The 26,101-nt window shown below is 54.1% G+C and carries 25 protein-coding genes and 1 other annotated feature; of the genes, 12 read left to right on the top strand and 13 right to left on the bottom strand.

Going from position 1 to position 26,101, the window contains the following annotated elements:
- Positions 1-56: 56 nt before the first annotated feature.
- Both fetB and fetA read right to left on the bottom strand, forming a co-directional pair.
- The gene (gene fetB, locus NAZ64_RS08125) at positions 57-836 is read right to left on the bottom strand and encodes an iron efflux ABC transporter permease subunit FetB (RefSeq protein ID WP_001002130.1); all 780 of its coding nucleotides are present in this window, start codon (positions 834-836) and stop codon (positions 57-59) included.
- Entirely contained in the window at positions 823-1,500 is a 678-nt protein-coding gene (fetA, locus tag NAZ64_RS08120) for an iron efflux ABC transporter ATP-binding subunit FetA (RefSeq protein ID WP_079981483.1), read from the bottom strand. The genes fetB and fetA overlap by 14 nt, the downstream gene beginning before the upstream one ends.
- A gap of 146 nt (positions 1,501-1,646) precedes the next feature.
- Here fetA and NAZ64_RS08115 point away from each other — a divergent pair, with 146 nt between their 5' ends.
- Positions 1,647-2,564: an SPFH domain-containing protein gene (locus NAZ64_RS08115; protein WP_000906146.1), complete on the top strand. Its 918-nt coding sequence runs from the start codon at positions 1,647-1,649 to the stop codon at positions 2,562-2,564.
- Complete coding sequence (locus NAZ64_RS08110; protein WP_220569370.1) at positions 2,561-3,013, top strand: NfeD family protein; 453 nt, start codon at positions 2,561-2,563, stop codon at positions 3,011-3,013. The genes NAZ64_RS08115 and NAZ64_RS08110 overlap by 4 nt, the downstream gene beginning before the upstream one ends.
- Here NAZ64_RS08110 and cueR read toward each other — a convergent pair whose 3' ends face one another.
- Positions 3,014-3,430, bottom strand: coding sequence for a Cu(I)-responsive transcriptional regulator (gene cueR, locus NAZ64_RS08105; RefSeq protein ID WP_001632294.1), 417 nt, complete (start codon positions 3,428-3,430; stop codon positions 3,014-3,016). It abuts the gene before it with no gap.
- Positions 3,431-3,539: 109 nt separating this feature from the next.
- On the opposite strand from cueR, the gene copA reads away from it, so the two are divergent.
- The 4 genes from copA to ybaK all read left to right on the top strand — a co-directional run bounded on the left by copA (position 3,540) and on the right by ybaK (position 8,581).
- Positions 3,540-6,041 (top strand): copper-exporting P-type ATPase CopA, encoded by a 2,502-nt coding sequence (gene copA / locus NAZ64_RS08100; RefSeq protein WP_483640904.1) that lies wholly within the window; start codon positions 3,540-3,542, stop codon positions 6,039-6,041.
- Positions 6,042-6,193: 152 nt separating this feature from the next.
- Positions 6,194-7,021: a lysozyme inhibitor LprI family protein gene (locus NAZ64_RS08095; protein WP_076935512.1), complete on the top strand. Its 828-nt coding sequence runs from the start codon at positions 6,194-6,196 to the stop codon at positions 7,019-7,021.
- Positions 7,022-7,105: 84 nt separating this feature from the next.
- Complete coding sequence (locus tag NAZ64_RS08090) at positions 7,106-7,900, top strand: TraB/GumN family protein (RefSeq protein ID WP_134944966.1); 795 nt, start codon at positions 7,106-7,108, stop codon at positions 7,898-7,900.
- 201 nt (positions 7,901-8,101) lie between these two features.
- A complete protein-coding gene (gene ybaK, locus NAZ64_RS08085; protein WP_000186618.1) occupies positions 8,102-8,581 on the top strand; it encodes a Cys-tRNA(Pro)/Cys-tRNA(Cys) deacylase YbaK in 480 nt (159 codons plus the stop codon).
- Positions 8,582-8,697: 116 nt separating this feature from the next.
- On the opposite strand, the gene ushA is transcribed toward ybaK, so the two are convergent.
- Positions 8,698-10,350, bottom strand: a complete 1,653-nt coding sequence (gene ushA, locus NAZ64_RS08080) for a bifunctional UDP-sugar hydrolase/5'-nucleotidase UshA (RefSeq protein WP_000670398.1) — start codon at positions 10,348-10,350, stop codon at positions 8,698-8,700.
- A 172-nt stretch (positions 10,351-10,522) separates the two neighbouring features.
- On the opposite strand from ushA, the gene NAZ64_RS08075 reads away from it, so the two are divergent.
- On the top strand, positions 10,523-11,743 hold the full coding sequence (locus NAZ64_RS08075; protein WP_001251593.1) for an MFS transporter: 1,221 nt from the start codon (positions 10,523-10,525) through the stop codon (positions 11,741-11,743).
- A 214-nt stretch (positions 11,744-11,957) separates the two neighbouring features.
- On the top strand, positions 11,958-13,634 hold the full coding sequence (ybaL, locus tag NAZ64_RS08070; RefSeq protein ID WP_000546202.1) for a YbaL family putative K(+) efflux transporter: 1,677 nt from the start codon (positions 11,958-11,960) through the stop codon (positions 13,632-13,634).
- A 48-nt stretch (positions 13,635-13,682) separates the two neighbouring features.
- Here ybaL and gsk read toward each other — a convergent pair whose 3' ends face one another.
- A complete protein-coding gene (gsk, locus tag NAZ64_RS08065; protein WP_000671592.1) occupies positions 13,683-14,987 on the bottom strand; it encodes an inosine/guanosine kinase in 1,305 nt (434 codons plus the stop codon).
- A gap of 152 nt (positions 14,988-15,139) precedes the next feature.
- Here gsk and aes point away from each other — a divergent pair, with 152 nt between their 5' ends.
- Positions 15,140-16,111: an acetyl esterase gene (aes, locus tag NAZ64_RS08060; protein WP_220569372.1), complete on the top strand. Its 972-nt coding sequence runs from the start codon at positions 15,140-15,142 to the stop codon at positions 16,109-16,111.
- Here the strand turns inward: aes and hemH are convergent.
- From hemH to NAZ64_RS08020, 8 genes are all read right to left on the bottom strand, one after another.
- The gene (gene hemH, locus NAZ64_RS08055; RefSeq protein WP_001250078.1) at positions 16,108-17,070 is read right to left on the bottom strand and encodes a ferrochelatase; all 963 of its coding nucleotides are present in this window, start codon (positions 17,068-17,070) and stop codon (positions 16,108-16,110) included. The genes aes and hemH overlap by 4 nt on opposite strands.
- 184 nt (positions 17,071-17,254) lie before the next feature.
- On the bottom strand, positions 17,255-17,899 hold the full coding sequence (gene adk, locus NAZ64_RS08050; RefSeq protein WP_001220237.1) for an adenylate kinase: 645 nt from the start codon (positions 17,897-17,899) through the stop codon (positions 17,255-17,257).
- A gap of 298 nt (positions 17,900-18,197) precedes the next feature.
- Entirely contained in the window at positions 18,198-20,072 is a 1,875-nt protein-coding gene (gene htpG, locus NAZ64_RS08045) for a molecular chaperone HtpG (protein WP_001523272.1), read from the bottom strand.
- 110 nt (positions 20,073-20,182) lie between these two features.
- On the bottom strand, positions 20,183-20,788 hold the full coding sequence (recR, locus tag NAZ64_RS08040; protein ID WP_001195023.1) for a recombination mediator RecR: 606 nt from the start codon (positions 20,786-20,788) through the stop codon (positions 20,183-20,185).
- Entirely contained in the window at positions 20,788-21,117 is a 330-nt protein-coding gene (locus NAZ64_RS08035) for a YbaB/EbfC family nucleoid-associated protein (protein ID WP_000467098.1), read from the bottom strand. Before NAZ64_RS08035 ends, recR begins: the two co-directional genes overlap by 1 nt.
- A 45-nt stretch (positions 21,118-21,162) precedes the next feature.
- Complete coding sequence (gene dnaX, locus NAZ64_RS08030; protein WP_220569373.1) at positions 21,163-23,091, bottom strand: DNA polymerase III subunit gamma/tau; 1,929 nt, start codon at positions 23,089-23,091, stop codon at positions 21,163-21,165.
- Positions 21,766-21,830 (bottom strand) — a sequence feature (DnaX frameshifting element). (Overlaps the previous gene by 65 nt.)
- A 113-nt stretch (positions 23,092-23,204) precedes the next feature.
- On the bottom strand, positions 23,205-23,756 hold the full coding sequence (apt, locus tag NAZ64_RS08025) for an adenine phosphoribosyltransferase (protein WP_000127350.1): 552 nt from the start codon (positions 23,754-23,756) through the stop codon (positions 23,205-23,207).
- Between the two features lie 152 nt (positions 23,757-23,908).
- On the bottom strand, positions 23,909-24,286 hold the full coding sequence (locus tag NAZ64_RS08020) for a DUF454 family protein (protein ID WP_001189860.1): 378 nt from the start codon (positions 24,284-24,286) through the stop codon (positions 23,909-23,911).
- A 68-nt stretch (positions 24,287-24,354) separates the two neighbouring features.
- On the opposite strand from NAZ64_RS08020, the gene priC reads away from it, so the two are divergent.
- The 3 genes from priC to NAZ64_RS08005 all read left to right on the top strand — a co-directional run bounded on the left by priC (position 24,355) and on the right by NAZ64_RS08005 (position 26,068).
- Complete coding sequence (gene priC, locus NAZ64_RS08015; protein WP_001519637.1) at positions 24,355-24,882, top strand: primosomal replication protein N''; 528 nt, start codon at positions 24,355-24,357, stop codon at positions 24,880-24,882.
- Between the two features lie 13 nt (positions 24,883-24,895).
- Positions 24,896-25,063, top strand: coding sequence for a pleiotropic regulatory protein RsmS (gene rsmS, locus NAZ64_RS08010; RefSeq protein WP_000051161.1), 168 nt, complete (start codon positions 24,896-24,898; stop codon positions 25,061-25,063).
- 69 nt (positions 25,064-25,132) lie between these two features.
- On the top strand, positions 25,133-26,068 hold the full coding sequence (locus NAZ64_RS08005) for an Rpn family recombination-promoting nuclease/putative transposase (RefSeq protein ID WP_076935517.1): 936 nt from the start codon (positions 25,133-25,135) through the stop codon (positions 26,066-26,068).
- The last annotated feature ends 33 nt before the right edge of the window (positions 26,069-26,101 follow it).

The following is a 26,101-nucleotide window of genomic DNA, read 5'->3' as shown; positions in this document are numbered from 1 at the left end:
GGCCTACCTGTCGTCCTCAGGCCGGATAAGGCGCTTGCGCCATCATCCGGCAACTATCATGATTTCTTGAGCGGCATCACTACCAACTGATGACGCGAATTATAGAACTTCCGGTAGGTTAAATAGCAGGCAATGATGGTAGACAGGCTGGCTGTCGACAACAGCATAAACGTTACCATAATTTGATATTTAATCGCTTTTACCGGATCGATCCCGGCAAAAATCAGCCCGGACATCATCCCCGGCAGGCTCACCAGCCCAACGGTCTTTGCCGAGTCGATCGTCGGGATAAGCGATGCGCGGATGCTATCGCGGATAAGCCCGGCGGAGGCCATTTTCGGCGTTGCGCCCAAACTTAACTTTTCCTGTATTTGCTGCTGCTCGCTATGAAAACGTAGCCCCAGTTGGTTGTAGCACAGCCCTACCGCTACCATCGCATTACCGGCGACCATGCCAGCGATGGGAATCACCTGCATCGGCGCAAATTCAATCGAACCGGTAAGCACCAGTACCGTCAGCGTTAGTCCGGCGCCGACGGTGATGGCGATAAACGAGGAGAGAAATGCCTTATCGATATATTTACTGCGCTTTTGCGCGTTCCAGGCGGCGTTAAAACAGATAAACAGCACCATCAGCAGCGTCAGGGCGGCATGATTAACGCCAAAGATGTATTTCAGTACATAGCCGACAATAATGAGCTGTATCACCGCCCGGCATACGCTCCACAGAATATCTTTTTCCAGCGCCAGCTTTTCCTTGTGACTGATGAGCATCGCGACCACCACCAGCAGCATCGATAACGCCAGCGAGGTATTGGTAATATTATGCTCGTTCATAACGCGCCTCCTGCATCTCTCCGGCAGATGGCGTTAACGTTATCACCTTATCCGCGTGTTGAATTTCATCTTTATCATGCGTTACCCACAAGACAGCGACCTGCTTATCGCGAACATAGCGATGAATAATATCATTCACATTCCGTTTGTTATGTTCATCCAGCGCGCTGGTTATTTCGTCGAGTAACAGTATTTTCGGCAGAAACTGTAGATTACGAATTAGAGCAATACGCTGTTTTTCCCCGCCGGAAAGTGCGGCAATCGGTTTTTGCAGAATCGTCTCCGGCAGTTCAAAACGCGCCAAATCGTCTGCGAAGGCTGCCGGCTGCGGGCGCTGATGGCGAATTTGCCAGGGAAAAATCAGGTTATCGTAAACCGTATCACCAAATAGCGCTGGCGTCTGAGCGCAATAAGAAACCTGCTGGCGATAGGCTTCCGGACTCAGAGTAGTAATATCCTGCCCCTCAAAAAGAATCATGCCGATATCAGGGCTTATTAACGAGGCCACCATTTTCAACAACGTACTTTTTCCGCAGCCAGAAGGACCGGTAATTAACTTAAATTCGCCGCGTTGCAGCGTAAAACTGATGTTATTCACTATTTTTGTCGTCGCAGTCCGGTAACCGACCTGCTTTAACTCAAGCAACATGCTACGTTCTGTCATTTATTGCGCATCCATTGTTCATATTTTTATAGCGATAGTGTATCCCTGTAATTAATAAGGGGGGAACATGCTTTACTGAATCAGGTATAATTCGCTTAATTCGTCAGCAAAATCGGTTTATGGACAACGCAACAGGAGGTTTAGCTATGCTCATTCTTATCCCTATTCTCATTTTCGTCGCGCTGGTGATCGTCGGCGCGGGCGTCAAAATCGTTCCGCAGGGATACCAGTGGACGGTGGAGCGCTTTGGACGTTACACCAAAACCCTGCAGCCGGGATTAAGCCTTGTTGTACCGTTTATGGACAGAATTGGCCGCAAGATCAATATGATGGAGCAGGTGCTGGATATTCCGTCGCAGGAGGTGATCTCAAAAGATAACGCCAACGTCACTATCGATGCGGTCTGTTTTATTCAGGTTATCGATGCGCCGCGCGCCGCCTATGAAGTCAGTAACCTGGAACTGGCGATCATTAACCTGACCATGACCAATATCCGTACGGTGCTCGGTTCGATGGAGCTGGATGAAATGCTCTCCCAGCGCGACAGCATCAACACGCGGCTGCTGCATATTGTCGATGAAGCCACCAACCCGTGGGGAATTAAAGTTACCCGTATCGAAATTCGCGATGTCCGCCCGCCCGCGGAATTGATCTCCTCTATGAATGCCCAGATGAAAGCGGAACGTACCAAACGCGCCTATATCCTTGAGGCCGAAGGGGTACGTCAGGCGGAAATACTGAAAGCCGAGGGGGAAAAACAGTCGCAGATTCTGAAAGCCGAAGGCGAACGTCAGTCCGCTTTCCTGCAGGCGGAAGCCCGCGAACGTTCCGCCGAAGCGGAAGCCCGCGCTACGCAGATGGTGTCTGAAGCCATCGCCGCCGGGGATATTCAGGCGATAAACTACTTCGTGGCGCAGAAATACACCGAAGCGTTACAGCAAATCGGCTCGGCGAATAACAGCAAAGTGGTCATGATGCCGCTGGATGCCAGCAGTCTGATGGGCGCTATCGCCGGGATCAGCGAGCTGGTTAAGGACAGCGCCAGCGAACGGAAAAAAGCATGATAGCGATGATTCTGGTACATCCGCATATCTTCTGGCTTAGCCTCGGCGGCCTGTTGTTGGCTGCGGAAATGCTCGGCGGTAACGGCTATTTGCTGTGGAGCGGCGTGGCGGCAGTGATTACCGGCTTAACCGTCTGGCTCTTACCGCTCGGCTGGGAATGGCAGGGCGTGCTGTTTGCGGCCTTAACGTTACTGGCGGCCTGGCTTTGGTGGCGCTGGCTGGCGCGTCGCGTGCGGGAACAAAAGCCGACCGACAGCCGCCTTAACCAACGCGGACAACAACTGGTAGGCCGTCGGTTTATACTTGATGCCGCGTTAGTGAACGGACGGGGTCATATGCGTGTCGGCGACAGCTCGTGGCCGGTATGCGCTGACGAAGACCTGCGCGCAGGTACGCATGTCGAAGTGATCGCCGTGGAAGGCATCACCCTACGCATTCGCGCCGTTTAATCAACGTGGCTTTTGCGCCTTGTGATGACAGCAGCCGGAAAGATTATCAATAATCGGGCAGTCGGCGCTGTCATCGCCGGGACAACTCTCCGCCAGCGCCAGCAGTTGATCGCGCATTGATTGCAGCTCGCTGATATGGCGCTCGATCTCCGCGACCTTTTCCAGCGTCCGCTTTTTCACATCTGAGCTATGGCGTCGCGGATCGTTAAACAGATTGACCAGTTCGCCACACTCTTCCAGATTAAACCCCACCTGCCTCGCCTGTCGCAGCAACGTCAGCTCGTTTAAATGCTTCTGCGTGTAGGTGCGATAACCATTTTCGCTACGTAATGGCGGCGTCACCAGCCCTTTCTCTTCATAAAACCGAATGGCTTTGCTGGTTAAACCGGTTTTTTTCGCCACATCGCTAATATTCATATTTCCCCCTTGACCTTAACCTTGCTGGAAGGTTTAACCTTTATCACAGTGAGTCACTACGATTACTAAGGTCAATGAATTGATGACCAATCATAAAGGAGTTTTTACTATGTCTCAAACTATCGACCTGACCCTGGACGGTTTGTCCTGCGGTCATTGCGTTAAACGCGTGAAAGAAAGCCTTGAACAACGTCCGGATGTTGAGCTGGCGGACGTTACCGTAACCGAAGCGCACGTTACCGGTACCGCCAGTGCGGACGCGTTAATTGAAACCATCAAACAAGCCGGGTATGGCGCGACATTAAGCCACCCAAAGGCTAAACCGCTGACGGAGTCATCAATCCCGTCGGAAGCACTGGCAGCGGTTCCTCATGAGCTTCCGGTAGCGACGGCCGATGAAGAAAGCCAACAGTTGCTGTTAAGCGGCATGAGCTGCGCCAGTTGTGTCACCCGCGTACAACATGCGCTACAAAGCGTACCGGGCGTCACGCAGGCACGGGTAAACCTGGCGGAACGCACTGCGCTGGTGATGGGCAGCGCGTCCGCCGCTGATTTAGTGCAGGCGGTGGAAAAAGCCGGCTACGGCGCAGAGGCGATTGAAGATGACATCAAACGCCGCGAGCGCCAGCAGGAAACCGCCATCGCCACCATGAAACGTTTTCGCTGGCAGGCAATCGTCGCCCTGGCGGTCGGTATACCGGTCATGGTCTGGGGGATGATCGGCGATAACATGATGGTGACCGGCGACAACCGCAGCCTGTGGCTGGCTATTGGCCTGATCACGCTTGCGGTGATGGTCTTTGCGGGCGGTCACTTTTACCGTAACGCGTGGAAAAGCCTGCTGAACGGCACGGCGACGATGGATACGCTGGTGGCGCTCGGCACCGGGGTCGCCTGGCTCTACTCCATGAGCGTCAACCTGTGGCCGCAGTGGTTCCCGATGGAAGCGCGGCACCTCTATTACGAAGCCAGCGCGATGATTATCGGTCTGATTAATCTCGGACACATGCTGGAAGCGCGCGCCCGTCAGCGTTCCTCAAAAGCGCTGGAAAAATTACTCGATCTCACCCCGCCCACCGCACGCGTCGTGACAGAAGACGGCGAAAAAAGCGTCCCGCTGGCGGACGTTCAGCCAGGGATGCTACTGCGGCTCACTACCGGCGATCGCGTGCCGGTGGATGGCGAAATTACCCAGGGCGAAGCGTGGCTTGATGAAGCCATGCTGACCGGCGAACCCATTCCGCAGCAAAAAGGCGAAGGCGACAGCGTTCATGCCGGCACCGTCGTCCAGGACGGCAGCGTCCTGTTCCGCGCCAGCGCGGTGGGCAGTCATACCACGCTGTCACGCATTATTCGCATGGTACGCCAGGCGCAAAGCAGTAAACCGGAAATTGGCCAACTGGCCGATAAAATCTCCGCGGTATTCGTTCCCGTCGTCGTGGCCATTGCGCTGTTCAGCGCCGCTATCTGGTATTTCTTCGGGCCGGCGCCGCAAATTGTTTATACGCTGGTCATCGCCACCACCGTACTGATTATCGCCTGCCCTTGCGCATTAGGCCTGGCGACGCCAATGTCGATTATTTCCGGCGTAGGCCGCGCTGCCGAATTCGGCGTGCTGGTACGCGACGCCGATGCCCTGCAACGCGCCAGTACGTTGGATACCCTCGTTTTTGATAAAACCGGGACGCTGACGGAAGGCAAGCCGCAAGTGGTGGCGGTAAAAACCTTTAACAGCGTTGAGGAAGCTCAGGCATTACGTCTGGCAGCCGCGCTCGAACAAGGCTCCAGCCACCCGCTGGCCCATGCGATTCTGGAAAAAGCCGGCGACGATAAACTGCCGCAGGTGAACGGTTTCAGAACGCTGCGCGGACTGGGCGTCAGCGGTGAAGCGGAAGGTCATCAACTGCTTCTGGGGAACCAGGCGTTGCTGAACGAACAGCACGTCGCCACGGATGATATGACGGCGGAAATCACCGCGCAGGCCTCGCAAGGCTCTACTCCGGTCCTGCTGGCGATTGACGGTAAAGCGGCGGCGTTACTGGCGGTACGCGATCCATTGCGCAGCGATAGTATTGCCGCGCTTGAACGCCTGCACAACGCCGGATACCGTCTGGTAATGCTCACCGGGGATAACCCAACGACGGCTAACGCGATTGCCAAAGAAGCGGGCATTGATGAAGTCATTGCGGGCGTTCTGCCGGATGGCAAAGCTGATGCGATTAAACGTCTGCAAAGCCAGGGGCGTCAGGTCGCGATGGTCGGCGATGGTATCAACGATGCGCCCGCGCTGGCGCAGGCGGACGTCGGTATCGCGATGGGCGGCGGCAGTGATGTGGCGATTGAAACCGCGGCGATTACGCTGATGCGCCATAGTCTGATGGGCGTGGCGGATGCGCTGGCCATTTCGCGCGCGACGTTGCGCAATATGAAGCAAAACCTGCTTGGCGCATTTATCTACAACAGCATTGGTATCCCGGTGGCCGCCGGTATTCTGTGGCCGTTTACCGGTACCTTGTTAAACCCGGTAGTAGCGGGCGCGGCAATGGCGCTGTCTTCCATTACCGTCGTCAGCAATGCCAACCGGCTATTGCGCTTTAAACCGAAAGCGTAAAAAGTCCTGTCAGGCAGCATCAGCTGCCTGATATATTATTAAGCCATCAGTAATTTACCGTATCAATATATAAAAATTTAACCGCACATCCTATAGAAAAATAAAAAACAACATTTTATAATATTTTTTTGAATCATAAGGATGTGTTATTTATGTTTAGAAAAGCAGTTGCGCTTCTTTTCCTGCTTTCTCCCGCAGTTAGTTATGCAGGATTATTTGATTCCAGTCCAGAGTTAAAATGCGGCAACGATAATGCAGTCACGGCGGCAAAAGAGTGGATTTACAATGAAGCATTAGGTCGTTTACAGCAAAGCTATATTAAAGCGCCCTCCACGCTTTTCTTCGATATCCCCCAGACTCAGTACGAGCAGCAACTCCGGGCTATTCCTATTCAATTCAGTGATGTAATAACGCAGAACCCTCAACCAGAAAATGCCAACCTACGAACTTGCTCGGCTACCGTCACCATAGGTATTCCTCAGCCATTTTTTAAATTAATGAAAGACTTACCAGATACTCTATCCTATATTTCACAAGAAAACAGCCAGGTAATAAATAATACGATGACCTGGAAAGAGGTTAACTACAATATCCAGCTTGCTGACAACAACAAAGATATTGTCGTCACCCCTGTGAAAAAAATTTATAAATTGACGTGGTCTATTTATGTAATGGCAAGAATGACGGTATCTGGTGATAAACTCATAAAGAAAAAAAATAGCTCACTGATTGAAATCGCAGCAAAGAAATTTGAGAGTAGAGATCGCGAGCTTAATCAGGTCTGGAATTCACTCCCCGCCTCTGCCCGAACGGCATTAAAACAAGAGCAGCGAGTCTGGGTGACCAAAAAAGAGCAGCAATGCGGCAAACTTAGCGATGCAAAATCCGAGGCCATACCTGCTGAGAAGCGCATCAGTATTTATACATGCCAGCTTGAAATGACCATCGCCAGAACGGCCTATCTCGACGGTAGCGAATAACCCGACCGATCGTTGACGTCCCGTCAGGGCGCATTGCGCCATTTTCTCCAACGCGCTAGCATGAGCTTTTCAAAGGGAGCGCGTATGGAGCTATTAAATCAACTTAAACGTTTATGGCGCGCGCTGCGTGGTACCCCAAATAGTTGGCCTGCTATCGATCTCTCCCTGCCCGGCGGTCGTCATCTGCATCTGGTTGGCAGTATTCATATGGGGACACGCGATATGGCTCCTCTTCCAGCAAAGCTGGTGAAAAAGCTACGCCAGGCCGATGCGCTGGTCGTTGAAGCGGATATTTCTGGTAACGAAACGCCATTCAGCAATCTCCCCAAATGCCCGCCGTTGGTCGAACGTCTCAGCGCCGGGCAGCTAAGCGTACTGGAAAAACGGGTCAGCGAGTTGGGTATGCCGCTGATCCATTTTGATAATCAACCTTTATGGCAGATAGCTATGGTGCTACAGGCCACGCAGGCGCAACGGCTGGGATTGCGCCCGGACTATGGCATTGATTATCAGCTATTACAGGCTGCCCGCGAAATGTCGCTGCCGGTGCAAGAGCTGGAAGGGGCGAAACACCAGCTCGAACTACTCTGCGATCTGCCCGATGGCGGGATGGCGCTGCTCGACGACACGCTGACGCACTGGCACACCAACGCACGGCTTTTGCAAGTGATGATCGGCTGGTGGCTTGAACAGCCGCCGACCAGCGTCGGCGCTTCGCTTCCCAGAACGTTTAGCCAACCGCTGTATGATGTACTGATGGTAAAACGCAATGAAGCCTGGCGCGACGCGCTGCTGGCACTGCCGCCGGGACGCTACGTGGTAGCCGTAGGGGCGCTACATCTGTACGGCGAAGGCAACCTACCGCAAATATTGAAATAAAAAAATGGCCAATATCGCTATTGGCCCGTCAAAGAGGAATTTCATCGTTATTATTATCCCGACGCTTTCGCTTCGGATCTTCAGATTGTCGCTCAAAGTTGCCGCAACTGCCAAGACCTAATGCACAAGATTATACTATTTTTTAGTCCGCTTTCGGGCGTATGCTGATGGCAAATCACGTCTGTAGTAAGAAGGAACGTTATGACACCCGCAGTTAAGTTACTCGAAAAGAATAAGATTCCGTTTAACATTCACACCTACGATCACGATCCGAATGAAACTAACTTTGGCGATGAAGTGGTGCGTAAGCTCGGGCTAAACGCCGATCAGGTGTATAAAACGCTTTTGGTTGCCGTGAATGGCGATATGAAGCAACTGGCCGTCGCCGTGACGCCTGTAGCCGGGCAGCTGGATTTGAAAAAAGTCGCCAAAGCTCTGGGCGCGAAAAAGGTCGATATGGCCGACCCGATGGTGGCGCAACGCACCACGGGATATCTGGTCGGCGGGATCAGTCCGCTGGGACAGAAGAAACGGCTGCCTACGCTGATTGACGCGCCAGCCCGCACGTTTGCCACTATTTATGTTTCCGGTGGTAAACGCGGGCTGGATATTGAACTGGCGGCTGACGATTTGGCCGCCATACTGGGTGCTAAATTCGCTGATATCGCGCGTCGGGATTAAGCCTGCGTAAAATACATTGCCGGATAGCGGCGCAAACGCCTTATCCGGCCTACAGCATACATAATCCGTAGGCCTTAAGGCTGCGCGCCATCAGGCAGTGATGGCTATCCGTACCGCTACAGCCAGCTCACCTCGCCTTTTGGCGTAAACGCCGCCGCATCCAGCGGTGAATTTTGCTGAATAAACTCTTTCAGCACTTCCGCGTCAATAAACCCGGTATTCACGTATCCCGGTTTGTTATCGATGCGCGGATAACCATCGCCGCCCGTGGCGTTGAAACTCAGCGTCGCCATGCGGTAGGTTTTGGCCGGATCAACAGGCTCGCCTTTGATTTTCAGATCGGTGAGCTTGCCTTCTTTGGCGACAAAGCTCACATTGGCGAACTGTGGATAGGCGCCGGAGTCCGGTTTCATCTGCGCTACGGCGGTGAGATAATCAACCACCTCTTTGCCGCTCATATCGGCATACACCACAATGTTGCCGAACGGCTGTACCTTGAGCACGCTTTTATAGGTAATATCTCCCGCCTCAATCGAGTCGCGAATACCGCCGCCGCTCATCACGCCAAAATCGGCGCCGGTGCGCGCGATCTGCGCAGCCAGAATCACCCGTCCCATATTGGTCTGGACAAATCTGACCTTACTGCGATCGCCTTCAAGAAGGCCATTCACGCTACCAATTTTCACCTCCAGTTGCGCTTTACCTTTATTCTGGAACGGCGTTAATAACGAGAGCATTTGCGGATTTTCGGCGATTTCTGGCGTGTAAAGTACACGCTCGCTTTTCCCGTTATCCCAGGTCACTTTTTTCTTGAGATTTACCGGAATAAGCTGGTAGTTAACCATTTTCATCTCGCCGTTACGGAATTCGAAATCCGCACGGCCCACATATTTACCCCACTCATGCGCCTGCACGATCCAGATGCCATTTTGCTTATCCGGCGCGCAGGGCGTTCCCGGTACGTAATTCACCTGTTTTTTATTTTCCGACGCCATGCATACCGGGTCTTGTGAGTGACCGCCCACAATCATCGCCAGCGAACCGGCAGGCAGGCTACGCGCCATCTCAACGTCGCCCGGCGCGTTCGAACCGTGATCGCCGTTGTCATAATGTCCCATATGCGTGGTCGCGATAATCACGTCCGGTTTTTCATTCATATTAAGTTCCTGAATCACCACCTTTGCTTCTTCAGCAGGTTTACGAAACTCAATATCGGTGAAATATTCCGGGTTGCCTATTTTCGCCGTGTCATCGGTGGTTAAGCCAATTACCGCGATTTTTATATCCTGGCGTGTAAAAATAGCCCACGGCTTAAACAGACGCTCGCCGGTACTTTTTTGATAAATATTGGCGGAAAGAAAGGGAAACTTCGCCCACTTTTCCTGCTGGCGCAATACGGTGAGCGGGTTATCAAACTCATGATTACCGACGGCCATAGCGTCGTAGCCAATCAGATTCATCCCGCGGAAATCGGGCTCCGCATCCTGGAGATCGGATTCCGGCACCCCGGTATTAATGTCGCCGCCGGATAACAACAGGACGCTTCCCCCCTCTTGCGCCACCTCTTTACGGATACTGTCCACCAGCGTTTTTTGCGCCGCCAGACCATATTCGCCATATTCGCTGCGCCAGAAGTGACCGTGGTGATCGTTGGTATGCAGGATAGTAATTTTATAGGTTTTATCTTTTTCGTAAGCCTGTGCAGGCTGAGTCGTCAGCGCGAACGCCGCCAGTAACGCCAGCGCCACACCCCGTTTCAAAAATTTCATCTTTCTCTCCCTGACTCAATATCAACCGCAGAAATTACCTTTCCTTGCAATAATAGACAAATATGTTTTCAGAATTGAGACTTCCTTCAAACACATTTCACAGGTATGTTAGGCAAGTAATAATTACACATCCTACTATCTCCAACATCGCATAAAATTTAAGTGACTTTCTATGGCCATGAGTGAACCAACCCAGCCGTTAGCCGGCGCGCCCGCAGCGGCCGCTAAAGCACGTACTTCGTTTGGTATTTTGGGCGCGATCAGTCTTTCCCATCTGCTGAACGATATGATCCAGTCGCTAATCTTAGCCATTTATCCCCTGTTGCAGGCGGAGTTCTCGCTGACCTTCGTCCAGATAGGTTTGATCACCCTGACGTTCCAGCTCGCCTCATCGCTACTGCAACCGGTCGTCGGCTACTGGACGGATAAGTATCCCATGCCGTGGTCGCTGCCTGTCGGCATGTGTTTTACCCTGAGCGGGTTGGTACTGCTGGCAATGGCGGGAAGTTTTGGCGGCGTATTGCTCGCTGCGGCGCTGGTGGGTACCGGCTCGTCCGTTTTTCACCCGGAATCGTCCCGCGTGGCGCGCATGGCCTCCGGCGGACGTCATGGTCTGGCGCAGTCTATCTTCCAGGTCGGCGGAAACTTCGGCAGTTCATTGGGCCCGCTGCTGGCCGCCGTGATTATCGCGCCCTATGGCAAAGGGAATGTCGCCTGGTTTGTGCTGGCCGCGCTGCTGGCGATCGTGGTGCTGGCGCAGATCAGCCGCTGGTATGCCGCCCAGCACCGGATAGCGAAAGGCAAGCCAAAAGCGATAATCGCTAACCCGCTGCCGCGCAATAAAGTCGTGCTGGCGGTCAGCGTATTATTGCTACTCATTTTCTCGAAATATTTCTATATGGCGAGCATCAGTAGCTATTACACCTTTTATCTGATGCAAAAATTCGGATTATCAATACAAAACGCGCAGCTCCATCTGTTTGCCTTCCTGTTTGCGGTGGCTGCCGGGACGGTAATCGGCGGGCCGGTGGGCGATAAAATCGGCAGGAAATATGTGATTTGGGGCTCTATTCTCGGCGTCGCGCCGTTTACCCTTGTTTTACCCTACGCCACGCTGTACTGGACGGGGATTTTAACGGTGATTATCGGCTTTATTCTCGCGTCGGCGTTTTCCGCCATTCTGGTGTATGCCCAGGAGCTGCTGCCAGGACGCATCGGTATGGTTTCCGGCCTGTTTTTCGGGTTTGCCTTCGGAATGGGAGGCCTGGGCGCAGCGGTGTTGGGGCTGATTGCCGACCATACCAGTATCTATTTAGTTTATAAAATCTGTGCTTTCCTGCCGCTTCTGGGGATACTGACCATATTCTTACCTGATAATCGACATAAAGCATGATTTTATGGCGGTTAAAGGTACGCTTTAACCGCCTGTACATCCTGATGCCATCTTGCTTTGTCCATCCCATACTTATCACTTTTACGTTCCGTGCTCTTTTTGCCTTCAGATCGTATCTTTTTATAAAACACAACCATTTTTTATAAACATCCTGATTGAAATTGTCATAAACTATTACCCGGAGTTTTGGAGTCCAGCAACCAAAGGAGACGGAATGCATCACGCTACCCCGCTTATCACCACCATTGTCGGCGGCCTTGTGCTCGCTTTTATTCTCGGCATGATTGCCAACAAATTGCGTATTTCTCCACTGGTGGGATATCTGTTAGCGGGCGTTCTGGCGGGACCTTTTACCCCAGGTTTTGTTGCGGATACCAAACTGGCGCCGGAGCTGGCGGAGCTCGGCGTGATTCTATTGATGTTCGGCGTCGGGCTGCATTTTTCGCTGAAGGATTTGATGGCGGTAAAGTCTATCGCCATCCCCGGCGCTGTCGCTCAGATAGCGGTGGCGACGCTGCTGGGTATGGCGCTTTCCGCCGTGCTGGGATGGTCATTAATGACCGGCATCGTTTTTGGTCTCTGTCTGTCTACCGCCAGTACCGTCGTCCTGCTGCGCGCGCTTGAGGAGCGGCAACTCCTTGATAGCCAGCGCGGACAAATCGCCATCGGCTGGCTGATTGTCGAAGATCTGGTGATGGTGCTGACGCTGGTCTTGCTGCCCGCCGTTGCCGGCATGGTGGAAAAAGGCGATGTCGGCATAGCCTCGCTGGCAGTCGATATGGGGATAACCATTGGTAAAGTGGTGGCGTTTATCGCCATCATGATGCTGGTCGGACGCCGCCTGGTGCCGTGGATTATGGCCCGCAGCGCCGCCACCGGCTCGCGCGAATTATTTACCCTTTCCGTACTGGCGCTGGCGTTAGGCATTGCGTTTGGCGCGGTAGAACTGTTTGACGTCTCTTTTGCGCTGGGCGCGTTCTTCGCTGGAATGGTGCTTAATGAGTCGGAACTGAGTCACCGGGCGGCGCACGATACGTTGCCGCTGCGCGACGCCTTTGCCGTCCTGTTTTTTGTTTCCGTCGGCATGTTGTTCGATCCGTTAGTCTTGATCCAACAGCCGCTGGCGGTGCTGGCGACGCTTGCCATTATCGTCTTTGGCAAATCGATCGCTGCGTTTTTCCTGGTGCGTATGTTCGGCCACTCGCCGCGAACCGCGCTGACCATTGCCGCCAGCCTGGCGCAAATCGGCGAGTTCGCCTTTATTCTCGCCGGACTCGGCATGGCGCTCAATCTGCTGCCGCAAGCGGGACAGAACCTGGTGCTGGCAGGCGCTATTTTGTCGATTATGCTTAATCCCGTACTGTTTACCCTGCTGGAGAAGTATCTGGCGAAAACCGAAACGCTGGAAGAACAAACTCTGGAAGAGGCTATCGAAGAAGAGAAGCAAATTCCGGTGGATATCTGTAATCATGCCCTGCTGGTGGGTTTTGGCCGCGTAGGCAGTCTGCTGGGAGAAAAACTACTGGCGGCGGGGATTCCGCTGGTGGTTATCGAAACGTCCCGTACCCGCGTGGATGAACTGCGCGAACGCGGGATTCGCGCCGTGCTGGGCAACGCCGCTAACGAAGAAATCATGAATCTGGCGCATCTGGACTGCGCCCGCTGGCTGTTGTTGACCATCCCCAACGGTTACGAAGCCGGTGAGATTGTCGCCTCAGCGCGGGAAAAAAGTCCTGATATCGAGATAATCGCCCGCGCGCACTATGATGATGAAGTGAAATATATTACCGAGCGGGGAGCTAATCAGGTAGTGATGGGCGAGCGAGAAATTGCCCGGGCGATGCTGGAACTGCTTGAAACGCCGCCCGCGGGTGAAGTCGTCGCCAGTTAAGGGTTTGCCGGACGGCCCGATGCGCGCAGCGCCATCGGGCAAGCCAGATTAGCGATCCCAGTATGACTCTTCCAGGCTGTCCTCACGCTCCGGCAGCCCGCGTGTCAGACGCGGAGAGTGCTGGTTCAGTACCTGATAACTGACACGGTTAGCATATTTACACACCTGCGCCAGCGACGAATAGGTCAGCCAGGTGAATTTGTGCTTACTGGAGTTCGGTACGTTGCTACGATGGTAACTGTTCGCCGTAATATCGTGCAGCAGCGCCGCCAGCGCGCCATCGCCCGCGCCGTTGGTGTTCATGATTTTTTCCGGCCCGCCCATATACGGCGCAATATGCGAATAAACGCGCAGCGGATTAATACAATCTTTATGGCGCATTGCCCGGCTAAATTCATACTGGTTAAATTCAGCAATAGCCCCCGGCAGCAGCGGATGCTGGGTTTTACGTTTTGCTTCCTCTTCGGTGAAGCCTGCCATATATAACCCTATCGGCCCGGCGGTGCATAACACCAGGTCGACCCAGTCCAGCGCCTTATCCGCCGCCAGCAGCGGGTCGTTTTCGCCGGTCAGCGCTTCCGCTTCTTCTTCGTTCATTGCCAGAATCGAGACATTCTCTTTGAGAAACGCCTGCCACCACTGCGGATTATCAGCGATCACAAATTTGGTGCCCAGCGTCATGACAACCGGCACGTTATGCTTTTTCGCGTATTCGATCGCTTTCATCGTCGCGTCAGGCATCGGTTCGCCAGGCTTACAGCGCACCAGATATGAGGTCAACACCAGCGCGGAAGCGCCAGCGATCACCGCTTCCGGAATACTTTCCGCCCGTAGCTGATTCATATGGCCGGGGCTGATAGCGAAGGTACGCTCGCCGGATTCGCCAATCAGCGTGAAACAGCGGCCAATCGGACCATCTACCGCTTGCAGATAATTCAGGTCAGTACGGCTGGAAGTATTACACAAGTAACGATAAGCGTAGCTGCCAATCTCAATGTTGCTGCACATCACGCCCAGTAACACCGAACGGTCATCCGCCAGTACCGAGTAATTATGCATCGTATTGCCTATGGTGCCGCCAGCAAACTGATGGGTGATCAGATTTTCCCGCGTCAGTTCCTGATACAGCTTCTCCGCCACCTCGTCTTCTATCACCAGAGAATGCCCGGCGCTTAATCCATAGCGTGTAATAAAATCGTCATCCACTTTCGCCTCAATATCCACCAACGTCTGGTCGATACCGACGACCCAGGAGGCGTTGGTTTCCTGTTCTGGCTGAATTTGTTGCAACAACGGGTCACGCGCATTGACGGGAAAATAGTGTTTGGATTTACGTTTACCGGGAAATTTCATGATTGTGCTTACGGATGAATAACGGAGCGCTGCATGGTAGCACATTCCCCCTGCTGCGCGCGACGGACGATGGCGTTTCAATATCGGACGACGAGATCGCAGTTTCTCCAGCCGCGTTTTTTACAATGGTTCACTTTCACAAGGAGCGTTTTATGAAGCCGGAAAATAAAATTCCCGTACTCACCCGACTGTCTGACGAAATGACAGCCGTCGTAAACTTCCAGCAACCAGGCCTTCCCCCCTGGCCTGCCGATGGCGATATTGAGACCCAGCGTCAGTATTATCTTCTTGAGCGCCGTTTCTGGAATGCCGACGCGCCGTCCATGACCACCCGCACCTGCGCCGTCCCTACGCCTTATGGCGATGTAACAACCCGGCTCTACTCGCCGCAGCCGACCAGTCAGGCCACCTTATACTATCTGCACGGCGGCGGATTTATCCTCGGTAATCTGGATACGCATGACCGGATAATGCGTCTGCTGGCGCGTTATACCGGCTGCACCGTGATCGGTATTGATTATTCGCTGTCGCCGCAAGCGCGTTATCCGCAGGCCATTGAAGAAACCGTCGCGGTATGCAGCTACTTCTCTCAACATGCCGATGAATACTCGCTCAACGTAGAGAAAATCGGTTTCGCCGGGGATTCCGCAGGCGCCATGCTGGCGCTTGCCAGCGCGCTCTGGCTACGTGATAAGCACATTCGCTGCGGTAACGTTATCGCGATTCTATTGTGGTATGGGCTGTATGGGTTGCAGGACTCGGTAAGCCGCCGTCTGTTCGGCGGCGCGTGGGACGGCCTGACGCGTGAAGATCTGGACACGTACGAAAAGGCCTATCTGCGTAACGATGAAGATCGGGAATCGCCCTGGTATTGTCTGTTTAATAACGATCTCACGCACGATGTGCCGCCCTGCTTTATTGCCAGCGCGGAGTTTGATCCGCTCATTGATGACAGCCGCTTGCTGCACCAGACATTACAGGCGCACCAGCAACCCTGCGAATACAAAATGTATCCCGGCACACTGCACGCCTTTCTGCACTATTCGCGAATGATGACAATCGCCGACGATGCCTTGCAGGACGGCGCACGCTTCTTTATAGCGAGGATGAAAACGCCGCGTTAGCGGTACGGCGCCGTGAGTTTCAGCATCATATCAATATGTTCCGGCGTCGCGTTCAGCGCCGGAATGTACGCATATTTTTTACCGCCCGCTTCAAGGAAAATCTCGCGGTTCTGTTCCGCTATCTCTTCCAGCGTCTCCAGACAATCCGCGGCAAATCCCGGACACATAACCTGAATATGACCAGTCCCCTTTTCACCCAACATTTTTAGCGTTTCATCGGTGTACGGCGTCAGCCACGGTTCACGGCCAAAGCGCGACTGGAACGTCATCATTACCTTTTCCGGCGGCAGTCCCAATGCGGAAACCAGTTCGCGCGTGGTATCGCGACATCGCTGCGGGTAGTCATCGCCTTCATCCGCATAACGTTGTGGAATGCCGTGATAGGAGAGCAGAAGCACATCCGGCTCGCCGTGTCTGGCGAACGACTCACGCGCGCTTTTCGCCAGCGCATCGATATAAGCGCCGTCATCCGCGTAATCGCGAATAAATGAGATACCGGGAATACGACGTTTACGCGCCAGTATCCGCCCCAGTTCGTCCCAGACTGCGCCCACCGTTGAGCAAGAGTATTGCGGGTACAACGGCAGCACGACGATATGGTCGACGTCGCTTGCTAACAGTTCATCGACAGCGCTTTCCAGCGAGGGCGAACCGTAGCTCATCCCCAGCGCGACGGGCGTGTCTGGCAACCGCGCGGCCAGCGCCTGTTGCTGTTCGCGGCTATATACCATGAGCGGCGAACCGCCATCCATCCAGATAGATTGATAGAGTTTCGCGACGCGCGGCGAACGCAGCGGTAAAATAACGCCACGCAGCAGCGGCCACCACAGCAGACGAGGAGTATCCACCACGCGTCTGTCGCTTAAAAATTGTTTCAGGTAGCGCTTTACCGCTTCGGGAGTTGGGGCATCTGGCGTGCCAAGGTTAGCCAGCAGGATACCGGTTTTCGTCTGACGCATTGCCGCCTCTTATCTATTCAAATTGTTGATAATTGTAGCGGAAAAGTGATAAAGAAGAACTAATTGCTGCGAGAGGTAAGACGAGAATTTGCCGAATGGCGCTAACGATGCCAGTAGGCCAGATAAGGCGTTCAGGCCTGCGGGATAATGGCAGGCCTGATAAGAGGTTCACTACGCGAAAAAATTAACCGAGGATTTTTTCCAGCGCTGCGCGCACGTCGGCAACGGCCTGCGTACCGTCAACTTTAGCGTATTTGGTGTTGCCCGCTTCCGCTTCTTTCTGGTAGTAGCCAATCAGCGGCGCGGTCATCTGATGATATTCCACCAGACGTTTGCGAACGGTCTCTTCTTGATCGTCTTTACGGGTGGTCAGATCTTCGCCGGTGACGTCATCTTTGCCTTCCACTTTCGGCGGATTAAACTTTACGTGGTAAACGCGGCCAGAGGCGGCGTGTACGCGACGACCCACAATACGGTCAACGATCAGTTCGTCCGGTACGTCGAATTCCAGCACGTAATCCACGACAATACCCGCTTCTTTCATCGCGTCAGCCTGCGGGATCGTGCGCGGGAAACCGTCCAGCAGAAAACCGTTACGGCAGTCTTCCTGGGCGATACGCTCTTTAACCAGCGCGATCACCAGCTCATCGGTCACCAGTTTACCGGCGTCCATGATATCTTTCGCCTGTTTGCCCAACTCGGAGCCTGATTTCACTGCGGCGCGCAGCATATCGCCAGTGGAGATTTGCGGAATACCATATTTCTCCATGATGAACTGAGCCTGAGTTCCTTTACCCGCGCCCGGAGCGCCAAGCAGAATAATACGCATTACGAAAATCCCCTCAAAGGTTGTCGATATTTTTTAAAAAGCGCTAAACGATACCACCATCACGCATTTCGCTCAAGGAAGCCGCCTGATGCTGAAACGGTTAACGAAGAGAAATCCAGAAAAGAGAAGGTATTATAAAAAATGCCGGATGGCGCTGGCGCTTATCCGGCCTACAAACAGTACTCGTCCGTAGGCCGGATAAGACGCTTCGCGTCGCCATCCGGCAGTCACAAAACAGTACCCGCCGTAGGCCGGATAAGACGCTTCGCGTCGCCATCCGGCAATCAGATGAGCGTTATCAGGACACCAGCAACTGGTTCATACGGCGGATAAACTGGTTCGGATCTTCCAGCGTACCGCGTTCAGCGAACAGCGCCTGATCCAGCAGCAGCTCGACCCACTCTTTAAACTGCGCTTCATCCTCGGTATCGGCAGTGCGTTTAACCAGCACATGATCCGGGTTGAGCTCAAAGATATATTTCACTTCCGGCACGGACTGACCGGCCGCGGCGAACAGTTTCGCCATCTGGGTGCTCATTTCATCCGCATCGGTGGTGACAATCGCCGGCGTGTCGGTTAAACGATGCGTCAGACGCACCTCTTTCACGCGATCGCCCAGCAGGGTTTTGACACGCTCCACGAATGGCTCAAGCGCCTTTTCCGCTTCTTTCGCGTTTTCGTCGACTTCATCCGCCAGTTTTTCGATGGACTCATCGGCTTTAGCGACCGACTGGAATGCTTTACCGTCAAACTCGGTCAGGTAGTTCATCATCCACTCGTCGATGCGATCGGAGAGCAGCAGCACTTCGATGCCTTTCTTACGCAGCAGCTCCAGGTGTGGGCTGTTTTTCGCCGCCGCATAGCTGTCTGCGGTGATGTAGTAGATTTTTTCCTGCCCTTCTTTCATCCGGGAGACGTAATCTTCCAGCGACACGGTCTGGGCGGAAGAGTCGGTATGGGTGGAGGCAAAGCGCAACAGTTTAGCGATCGCTTCCTGGTTGGCGTGATCTTCCGCCGGGCCTTCTTTCAACACCAGACCGAACTGTTTCCAGAAGGTTTGGTATTTTTCCGCGTCGTCTTTCGCCAGTTTTTCCAGCATTTGCAGGACGCGTTTGGTCAGAGCGCTACGCAGATTACGCGTTACCGTGCTGTCCTGCAGGATTTCACGGGAGACGTTCAACGGCAGGTCATTAGAATCAATCAGGCCGCGCACGAAACGCAGATAGTTCGGCATGAACTGCTCGGCATCGTCCATAATGAACACGCGCTGTACGTACAGCTTCAGACCATGTTTGTGATCGCGGTTCCACAGATCCCACGGTGCCTGCGACGGGATATACAGCAGGCTGGTGTACTCCTGCTTACCTTCCACGCGGTTGTGGCTCCAGGTCAGCGGATCGGTGAAATCATGCGCGATGTGCTTGTAAAACTCGTTGTACTCGTCGTCTTTAATTTCCGACTTGTTGCGGGTCCACAACGCCTGAGCCTTGTTGATTTTCTCCCAGGAAATCACGGTTTCGCCGTCTTTTTCTTCCCGTTTTTCAATCTCTACCGGCAATGCGATGTGATCGGAATATTTACTGATAATCGAGCGTACGCGCCAGTCATCGAGGAATTCATCTTCGCCTTCACGCAGGTGTAAGGTGATTTCCGTACCACGGTCATTTTTGGTGATATCGGCAACGGTGTATTCGCCTTCGCCTGCCGATTCCCAGAACACGCCATTTTCCGGCTTGTCGCCTGCCGCACGGGTACGTACGGTCACTTTATCGGCCACAATAAACGCGGAGTAGAAGCCTACGCCAAACTGACCGATGAGCTGGCTATCTTTCGCCTGATCGGACCCCATTGATTCGAGGAAAGATTTGGTGCCGGACTTGGCAATGGTGCCTAAGTGGTCAATCACCTCATCACGATTCATCCCCACGCCGTTATCGGCAATGGTCAACGTACGCTTATCTTTATCGAAAGAGACGCGCACACGCAGCTCGCCATCTCCTTCATACAGGTCCGGGTTTGACAGAGCGCGGAAACGCAGCTTGTCCGCCGCATCTGAGGCGTTAGAGATGAGTTCACGCAGGAAGATTTCTTTATTGGAATAAAGAGAATGGATCATCAGGTGCAGAAGCTGTTTAACTTCTGACTGAAAACCACGCGTTTCTTGTCCTTTCATGTGGATAGACCTCAACAATGCCATTTTTAATGGTAAAAATACGTTGAGGGTGAGATGGGGACAAGCGGGTGTGATTTCAAGCGGAGGCCGCGAATGCCGCCTCCGTTTGTTCAGAAAATAATCTTATGGCGTCCCGCCAGCGAGTGGGACAGCGTCGTACCGTCGACCATCTCCAGTTCGCCGCCAACCGGCACGCCGTGGGCGATACGACTGGCTTCGACGCCGGCCTCCGCGCACAGCTCGGCAATATAGTTCGCGGTAGCCTCTCCTTCAACCGTCGGGTTGGTCGCGAGGATCAGCTCACTGATTTTTTCTGACGCCAGCCGCTGTTCCAGACGATCGAGACCGATATCATCCGGCCCGATGCCGTCCAGCGGCGACAGGTGGCCCATCAGCACGAAATACCGCCCGGAAAATTGCCCGGTTTGCTCAATGGCGTAGATATCCGCAGGACTCTCCACCACGCAAATCTGGCCGTTTTCCTGACGCCGCGGGTTCGAACAGATATTACAAACATCCTGCTCGGTAAAGGTGCGGCAGTCGGCGCAGTGGCCGATTTCCGACATCGCCCGGGTCAGCGCCTGCGCCAGGCGCATTCCGCCGCTGCGATCGCGCTGCAACAGGGTAAACGCCATCCGCTGCGCCGACTTAGGGCCGACGCCCGGAAGGCAGCGCAACGCTTCCATAAGCTGAGTTAACAGCGGACTGGTTTGCATCAGAATGGCATCTTAAAGCCTGGCGGCAGTTGCATACCGGAAGAGACGGAAGCCATCTTCTCTTTTTGCGTCTCTTCAATGCGGCGCGCCGCATCGTTGAAGGCCGCAGCGACCAGATCTTCCAGCATCTCTTTGTCATCTTCCAGCAGGCTTGGGTCAATTTCCACGCGGCGGCAGTTATGCGCGCCGTTGATGGTAACCTTCACCAGACCCGCGCCGGATTCGCCGGTCACTTCCAGCTGCGCAATCTCTTCCTGCATTTTCTGCATTTTTTCCTGCATCTGCTGGGCCTGTTTCATCAGATTGCCCAGACCGCCTTTTCCAAACATAAGCTCTCTCTCTTGATGGTTCACAATCGCAAGCCAGGCTTACGATCAAATGGGGCGGATACTCTCTTCATCCAGCTCGGCGTCGAAGAATCGACGCAGCGTCTGAATGTTATTATCCGCGATAATTGACTCACGCGCTTGCGCGAGTTTCTCTTCATAAATAGCCTGACGCCATTCCAGCGGCGTACGCACCGCGGGATTATCATCTTCAACGATGGTCAGTTCAACCGTCTCTCCCGTCAGATCGCTGAGCGCTTGCGCCAGCTTTTGCTGCGCGCCGCTGGAATTGAGGTGCCGCTGCGTCGAGCGCAGATGCAGACAAACCGCGTTGCCGTTCTGCTCCTTCCAGGCATTGAGCGCCACCTGCTCCACCAGCTTAGGCAAAGAAAGCTGGCTTACCTGCGCCGCCCACGGATCGCGCTCAATCGCTTCCGCCGCCAGTTTAGCCGCCAGCTCCGGCGTTTTTTCATGCTCCAGAGCTTTCTTAAGCGCTTTTGGCGTAGCCACCACTTCTTTGGTTTGTATTACCGGCGTGGTGGCCTTCCAGCGATAAGCCTCTTTCTTTACTGGCGCCGTTTCCAGCGCAGACGGCGCCGGGCGCGCCTGTACGCGCTCCGAAACCGAGGCCAGCCGCTCCAGCGCAGAGTTATTCACCGGCCGCGCGCGGGATGCGGCTGCCGGTTCACTCTTTTTTGTTTTGGTTACTCCCTGCGCGCGCTGTAGCTGATTGCGCGCCGCCAGCACCTGACTGGTAGACGCCGGCAGCGGCGCTGGCGATGTCTGCGGCGCGGGCGCCGACTGCTGCTGCACCTGCGGCGGCGTCATTACCGCCGTCGGGGCCACGGGCGCAAAAGACTGCCGCGGCGTTTCAGGCTCCGGCAATGGCATACGCGGGTGAAACGCCAGCGCACGCAGTAACGTCATTTCAACGCCCATCCGCCGGTCCGGCGCCCAGGGCAATTCTTTGCGACCAATCAACAACGTCTGATAGTAGAGCTGAAGATCGCCGGGAGGCACCGTCCGGGCAAGTTCGCGCATCCGTTGCTCGATAGCCGCCATATCGCTGCCTAACGCGGCAGGCGAAAGTTGCACCATCGCAATACGGTGCAGCAGGCTAAGCATTTCGACCAGCAGCGCTTCCCATTCAATACCGCGCGCCGCCGCCTCGTTGATAAGCGACATGACGCGTTCGCCGTTAGCGTCAACCACCGCCTCGACTAATGACAAAGCCTGGTCGTCGTCCAGCGTACCGAGCATGGCGCTTACCGCCTGCGTCGAAACCTGCCCGTCGCCGCTGGCGATCGCCTGGTCAGTCAGACTTAATGCATCGCGCAGGCTGCCGTCAGCCGCCCGTGATAACAACTGCAACGCGCGGGGTTCGTGAGCGATATGTTCCTCATTGAGAATATGCTCAAGCTGATGGCGAATCTGTTCAACATCCAGCGCTTTGAGATGAAACTGTAGGCAGCGCGACAAAATGGTCACCGGCAGCTTCTGCGGATCGGTGGTCGCCAGTAAAAATTTCACATGCGCTGGCGGCTCTTCAAGCGTTTTAAGTAGCGCATTAAAGCTGTGGCGCGACAGCATGTGGACTTCATCGATCAGATAGACTTTAAAGCGACCGCGCGCAGGCGCGTACTGGACGTTATCCAGCAGGTCGCGGGTGTCTTCGACTTTGGTACGCGATGCGGCGTCAATCTCAATGAGATCGACAAAACGCCCCTGCTCAATTTCCCGACAGTTATCGCAAACGCCGCACGGCGTCGCGGTAATGCCGGTTTCGCAGTTCAGCCCCTTCGCCAGCAGTCGGGCGATAGAGGTTTTACCGACGCCGCGCGTGCCGGAAAAAAGATATGCGTGATGAATGCGCCCTAACGACAAGCCGTTCGCCAGTGCGGTCAGCACATGTTCCTGGCCGACGACGTCAGCAAAGGTTTGTGGGCGCCATTTTCTGGCTAAGACCTGATAACTCATTGGCAGGCTCTGAAACGCTGGAAGGTGGATTCATAGAAGGGTAATGCTAACACAACCTCGCCGATACAGCGAGGTTGTCTCTCTGGCTAAAATAGCAGTGCGAATAGCCTGAATCAATGCCCTGGAAACGGCACCAGGCTATAACAGGTAATCCCCTGCTTTTCCAGACGCTGCTCGCCGCCCAGATCGAACAAATTAATGATGAACGCCGCATCGGTGACTTTCCCGCCCAGACGACGGATCAGCTTCACGGTCGCCTCAATGGTGCCGCCAGTCGCCAGCAGATCGTCCACGACCAGCACGTTGTCGCCAGGTTTAATCGCGTCGACATGGATTTCCAGCTGATCGGTGCCGTACTCTAATTCATAGGTCTCGGCAATAGTTTCACGCGGTAATTTGCGCGGTTTACGTACCGGAACAAAACCAACGCCCAGCCCAAGCGCAACCGGCGCGCCAAACAGGAAGCCACGCGCTTCGGTGCCGACCACTTTGGTGATACCCGCATTTTTATAACGCTCAACCAACAGTTCAATACTGAGCGCGTAGGCTTTCGGGTCTTCCAGTAAGCTGGTGACATCACGGAAAAGAATGCCCGGTTTCGGGTAATCCTGAATGCTTTTGATGCTGTTTTTGAGAAACTCAAGCTGCTGTGCAGTCGCGGTCATGGATATATGCCTGCTAAGTACGGTGTTACTCACGGCGCAATACTTTTCAGTCAGGGGTAACGCTCGGTTACTCTTTGACCGCCTGCGCCTGTGCTCGAAAACGGTCGAATTTACTGGCTGTGAACGACAATTGCAACAGCGATTCGTGTGCTTCAGCGCTTTTGTTGCTTTTCATCAATCACCGGTATCCGCCACATAAAAATCAGCAGGCAGGCCAAAATAACCAATAGCAGCACCCGCACCCACATCATATTCACCAGCCACAGCGAGATACCAAAGGTCAGCAATATCAACGCGATCGCTCGCGGTTTCGCTCCCGGCGGCATGGCCCGATAGCGCTGCCAGTGGCGCAGATAACCGCCAAACCATGAGCGGTATAACAACCAGGCATGGAAACGCGGCGACGAGCGGGCGAAACACCAGGCCGCCAGTAAAATGAACGGCGTTGTCGGCAACAGGGGCAAAACCACGCCCAGTGTCCCTAATACTACCGCCAGCCAGCCAATGATGATTAAAATAGTACGTTGCATAATGCGAATCGTTATCAAACAGAAGGCTACTGTAGCACAGCCTGTCTTATTTTCATCGGGGTGTTGAATTGAAAACCGCTATGCTGTTACAGACGCTGGAAGAGAGGCTGGCGACGCTACGCCAACGCTGCGCGCCGCTGGCGCAACATGCGACGTTAAGCGCGCGCTTTGACCGACACCTTTTCCGTACCCGCAGTACTCTGTTGCAGGGATATCTGGAAGAGGCAGACGCCAATCTCGCCGCGTTGCGTCAGGCGGTAAAACATGAGCAACTGCCGCAAGTCGCCTGGCTGGCGGAACATCTGGCTTCGCAACTGGAGGCGATATCGCGTGAAACCGCCGCCTGGTCGCTGCGCCAGTGGGACACCGCCGCGCCAGGACTTGGCCGTTGGCAGCGCAGACGAATACAGCATCAGGAGTTTGAACGTCGACTACTGGCGATGACACAGGAGCGCAAAATTCGTCTGGCGCAGGCGACCGGCCTTGTCGAACAACAAACGCTGCAAAAGGAAGTCGAGATCTATGAAGGAAGGCTGGCGCGCTGCCGACATGCGCTGGAGAAAATAGAAAACGTACTGGCGCGTTTAACCCGTTAACCCTGGAGAAAGTATGTCGCTTGAAAATGCCCCTGATGAAGTCAAACTGGCCGTGGATTTAATTGTGCTGCTTGAAGAGAATCGCTTACCGGCACGAACGGTGCTACGCGCGCTGGAAATAGTTATGCGTGATTATGAAAACAAGTTAAAAAGTACGGAAGACGACTCGCAAACAGAGTAATTGCCCTCTGGTTTGTCCTCGTTGTCGCTGACAGAGTGGTCGCTACAGTCAGGCAACAAGGGATGGGTCATGGAACGTCTACCCACCACGCCGCACGATGCGGTATTTCGACAAATGCTGATGCAAAAAGAGGTCGCCCGCGACTTTCTGGCTCTCCACATGCCAGAAGACTTTCTTGCAATCTGCGATCTGGATTCACTGAAGCTGGAGTCGGGGAGTTTTGTTGAAGACAATTTACGCAGCCGCTATTCAGATATTCTCTACTCTCTGCATACCCAACACGGCCCCGGATATGTTTACGCGCTCATTGAACATCAGAGTAAATCAGACCGGCTGATGGCTTTTCGCCTGATGCGTTACGCCATTGCCGCCATGCAGCGTCATCTGGATGCCGGTCATGACACCTTGCCGCTGGTGGTGCCAATCCTCTTTTATCACGGTCCGGAAAGCCCGTGGCCCTATAGCCTTAACTGGCATAATATGTTTGTGAAACCGGATATGGCGAAGGCCTTATACAGCCGCGAATTTGCGCTGGTCGACCTGACGACAATGCCGGATAATCAGCTTTTGCAGCATCGGCGGATAGCGATGTTAGAGCTCCTGCAAAAACATATTCGTCAACGCGATTTAAGCGAACTGCTCGACCCCCTTATCACGCTTTTAACGCAGGATCATTTGACGGACGCGCAGCTCAGTGTGCTGATCAACTATATGTTGAAAGCAGGAAACGCCGCAGAACCCGGGGCGCTAATTCGTCAACTGGCGCAGGGCGCGCCGCAGTATAAGGAACAACTGATGACAATAGCGGAATGGCTGGAAGAAAAAGGCCGAACGGAAGGGTTGCAAAAGGGCCTGCAAAAAGGCCTTGAGCAAGGGTTAGCACAAGGCCGAGAGGCCGAAGCGCGCGCTATTGCCCGCAAAATGCTTGCCAACGGGCTGGAACCCGGGCTCATCGCCAGCGTCACCGGCATTACGCCGGAAGAGCTTTCTACGCTTTCGCATTAGCGGCGCCGCGCGCACTCATAAAGCGCGCGGCCC

It is taken from the genome of Salmonella sp. A1325, from assembly GCF_056991255.1.
Note: the sequence above shows the minus strand (reverse complement) of the source record. Positions and strands in the feature narration are given on the sequence as shown.

Excerpts from the sequence above, each read along its gene's own strand:
- ybaL (WP_000546202.1), top strand. The coding sequence starts at position 11,958 with ATGCATCACGCTACCCCGCTTATCACCACCATTGTCGGCGGCCTTGTG.
- fetA (WP_079981483.1), bottom strand. The coding sequence starts at position 1,500 with ATGACAGAACGTAGCATGTTGCTTGAGTTAAAGCAGGTCGGTTACCGG.
- recR (WP_001195023.1), bottom strand. The coding sequence starts at position 20,788 with ATGCAAACCAGTCCGCTGTTAACTCAGCTTATGGAAGCGTTGCGCTGC.
- rsmS (WP_000051161.1), top strand. The coding sequence starts at position 24,896 with ATGTCGCTTGAAAATGCCCCTGATGAAGTCAAACTGGCCGTGGATTTA.
- NAZ64_RS08115 (WP_000906146.1), top strand. The coding sequence starts at position 1,647 with ATGCTCATTCTTATCCCTATTCTCATTTTCGTCGCGCTGGTGATCGTC.
- hemH (WP_001250078.1), bottom strand. The coding sequence starts at position 17,070 with ATGCGTCAGACGAAAACCGGTATCCTGCTGGCTAACCTTGGCACGCCA.
- NAZ64_RS08035 (WP_000467098.1), bottom strand. The coding sequence starts at position 21,117 with ATGTTTGGAAAAGGCGGTCTGGGCAATCTGATGAAACAGGCCCAGCAG.
- NAZ64_RS08020 (WP_001189860.1), bottom strand. The coding sequence starts at position 24,286 with ATGCAACGTACTATTTTAATCATCATTGGCTGGCTGGCGGTAGTATTA.
- NAZ64_RS08090 (WP_134944966.1), top strand. The coding sequence starts at position 7,106 with ATGGAGCTATTAAATCAACTTAAACGTTTATGGCGCGCGCTGCGTGGT.
- aes (WP_220569372.1), top strand. The coding sequence starts at position 15,140 with ATGAAGCCGGAAAATAAAATTCCCGTACTCACCCGACTGTCTGACGAA.
- gsk (WP_000671592.1), bottom strand. The coding sequence starts at position 14,987 with ATGAAATTTCCCGGTAAACGTAAATCCAAACACTATTTTCCCGTCAAT.
- NAZ64_RS08075 (WP_001251593.1), top strand. The coding sequence starts at position 10,523 with ATGGCCATGAGTGAACCAACCCAGCCGTTAGCCGGCGCGCCCGCAGCG.
- ybaK (WP_000186618.1), top strand. The coding sequence starts at position 8,102 with ATGACACCCGCAGTTAAGTTACTCGAAAAGAATAAGATTCCGTTTAAC.
- ushA (WP_000670398.1), bottom strand. The coding sequence starts at position 10,350 with ATGAAATTTTTGAAACGGGGTGTGGCGCTGGCGTTACTGGCGGCGTTC.
- copA (WP_483640904.1), top strand. The coding sequence starts at position 3,540 with ATGTCTCAAACTATCGACCTGACCCTGGACGGTTTGTCCTGCGGTCAT.
- NAZ64_RS08110 (WP_220569370.1), top strand. The coding sequence starts at position 2,561 with ATGATAGCGATGATTCTGGTACATCCGCATATCTTCTGGCTTAGCCTC.
- NAZ64_RS08005 (WP_076935517.1), top strand. The coding sequence starts at position 25,133 with ATGGAACGTCTACCCACCACGCCGCACGATGCGGTATTTCGACAAATG.
- adk (WP_001220237.1), bottom strand. The coding sequence starts at position 17,899 with ATGCGTATTATTCTGCTTGGCGCTCCGGGCGCGGGTAAAGGAACTCAG.
- htpG (WP_001523272.1), bottom strand. The coding sequence starts at position 20,072 with ATGAAAGGACAAGAAACGCGTGGTTTTCAGTCAGAAGTTAAACAGCTT.
- dnaX (WP_220569373.1), bottom strand. The coding sequence starts at position 23,091 with ATGAGTTATCAGGTCTTAGCCAGAAAATGGCGCCCACAAACCTTTGCT.
- cueR (WP_001632294.1), bottom strand. The coding sequence starts at position 3,430 with ATGAATATTAGCGATGTGGCGAAAAAAACCGGTTTAACCAGCAAAGCC.
- apt (WP_000127350.1), bottom strand. The coding sequence starts at position 23,756 with ATGACCGCGACTGCACAGCAGCTTGAGTTTCTCAAAAACAGCATCAAA.
- fetB (WP_001002130.1), bottom strand. The coding sequence starts at position 836 with ATGAACGAGCATAATATTACCAATACCTCGCTGGCGTTATCGATGCTG.
- NAZ64_RS08095 (WP_076935512.1), top strand. The coding sequence starts at position 6,194 with ATGTTTAGAAAAGCAGTTGCGCTTCTTTTCCTGCTTTCTCCCGCAGTT.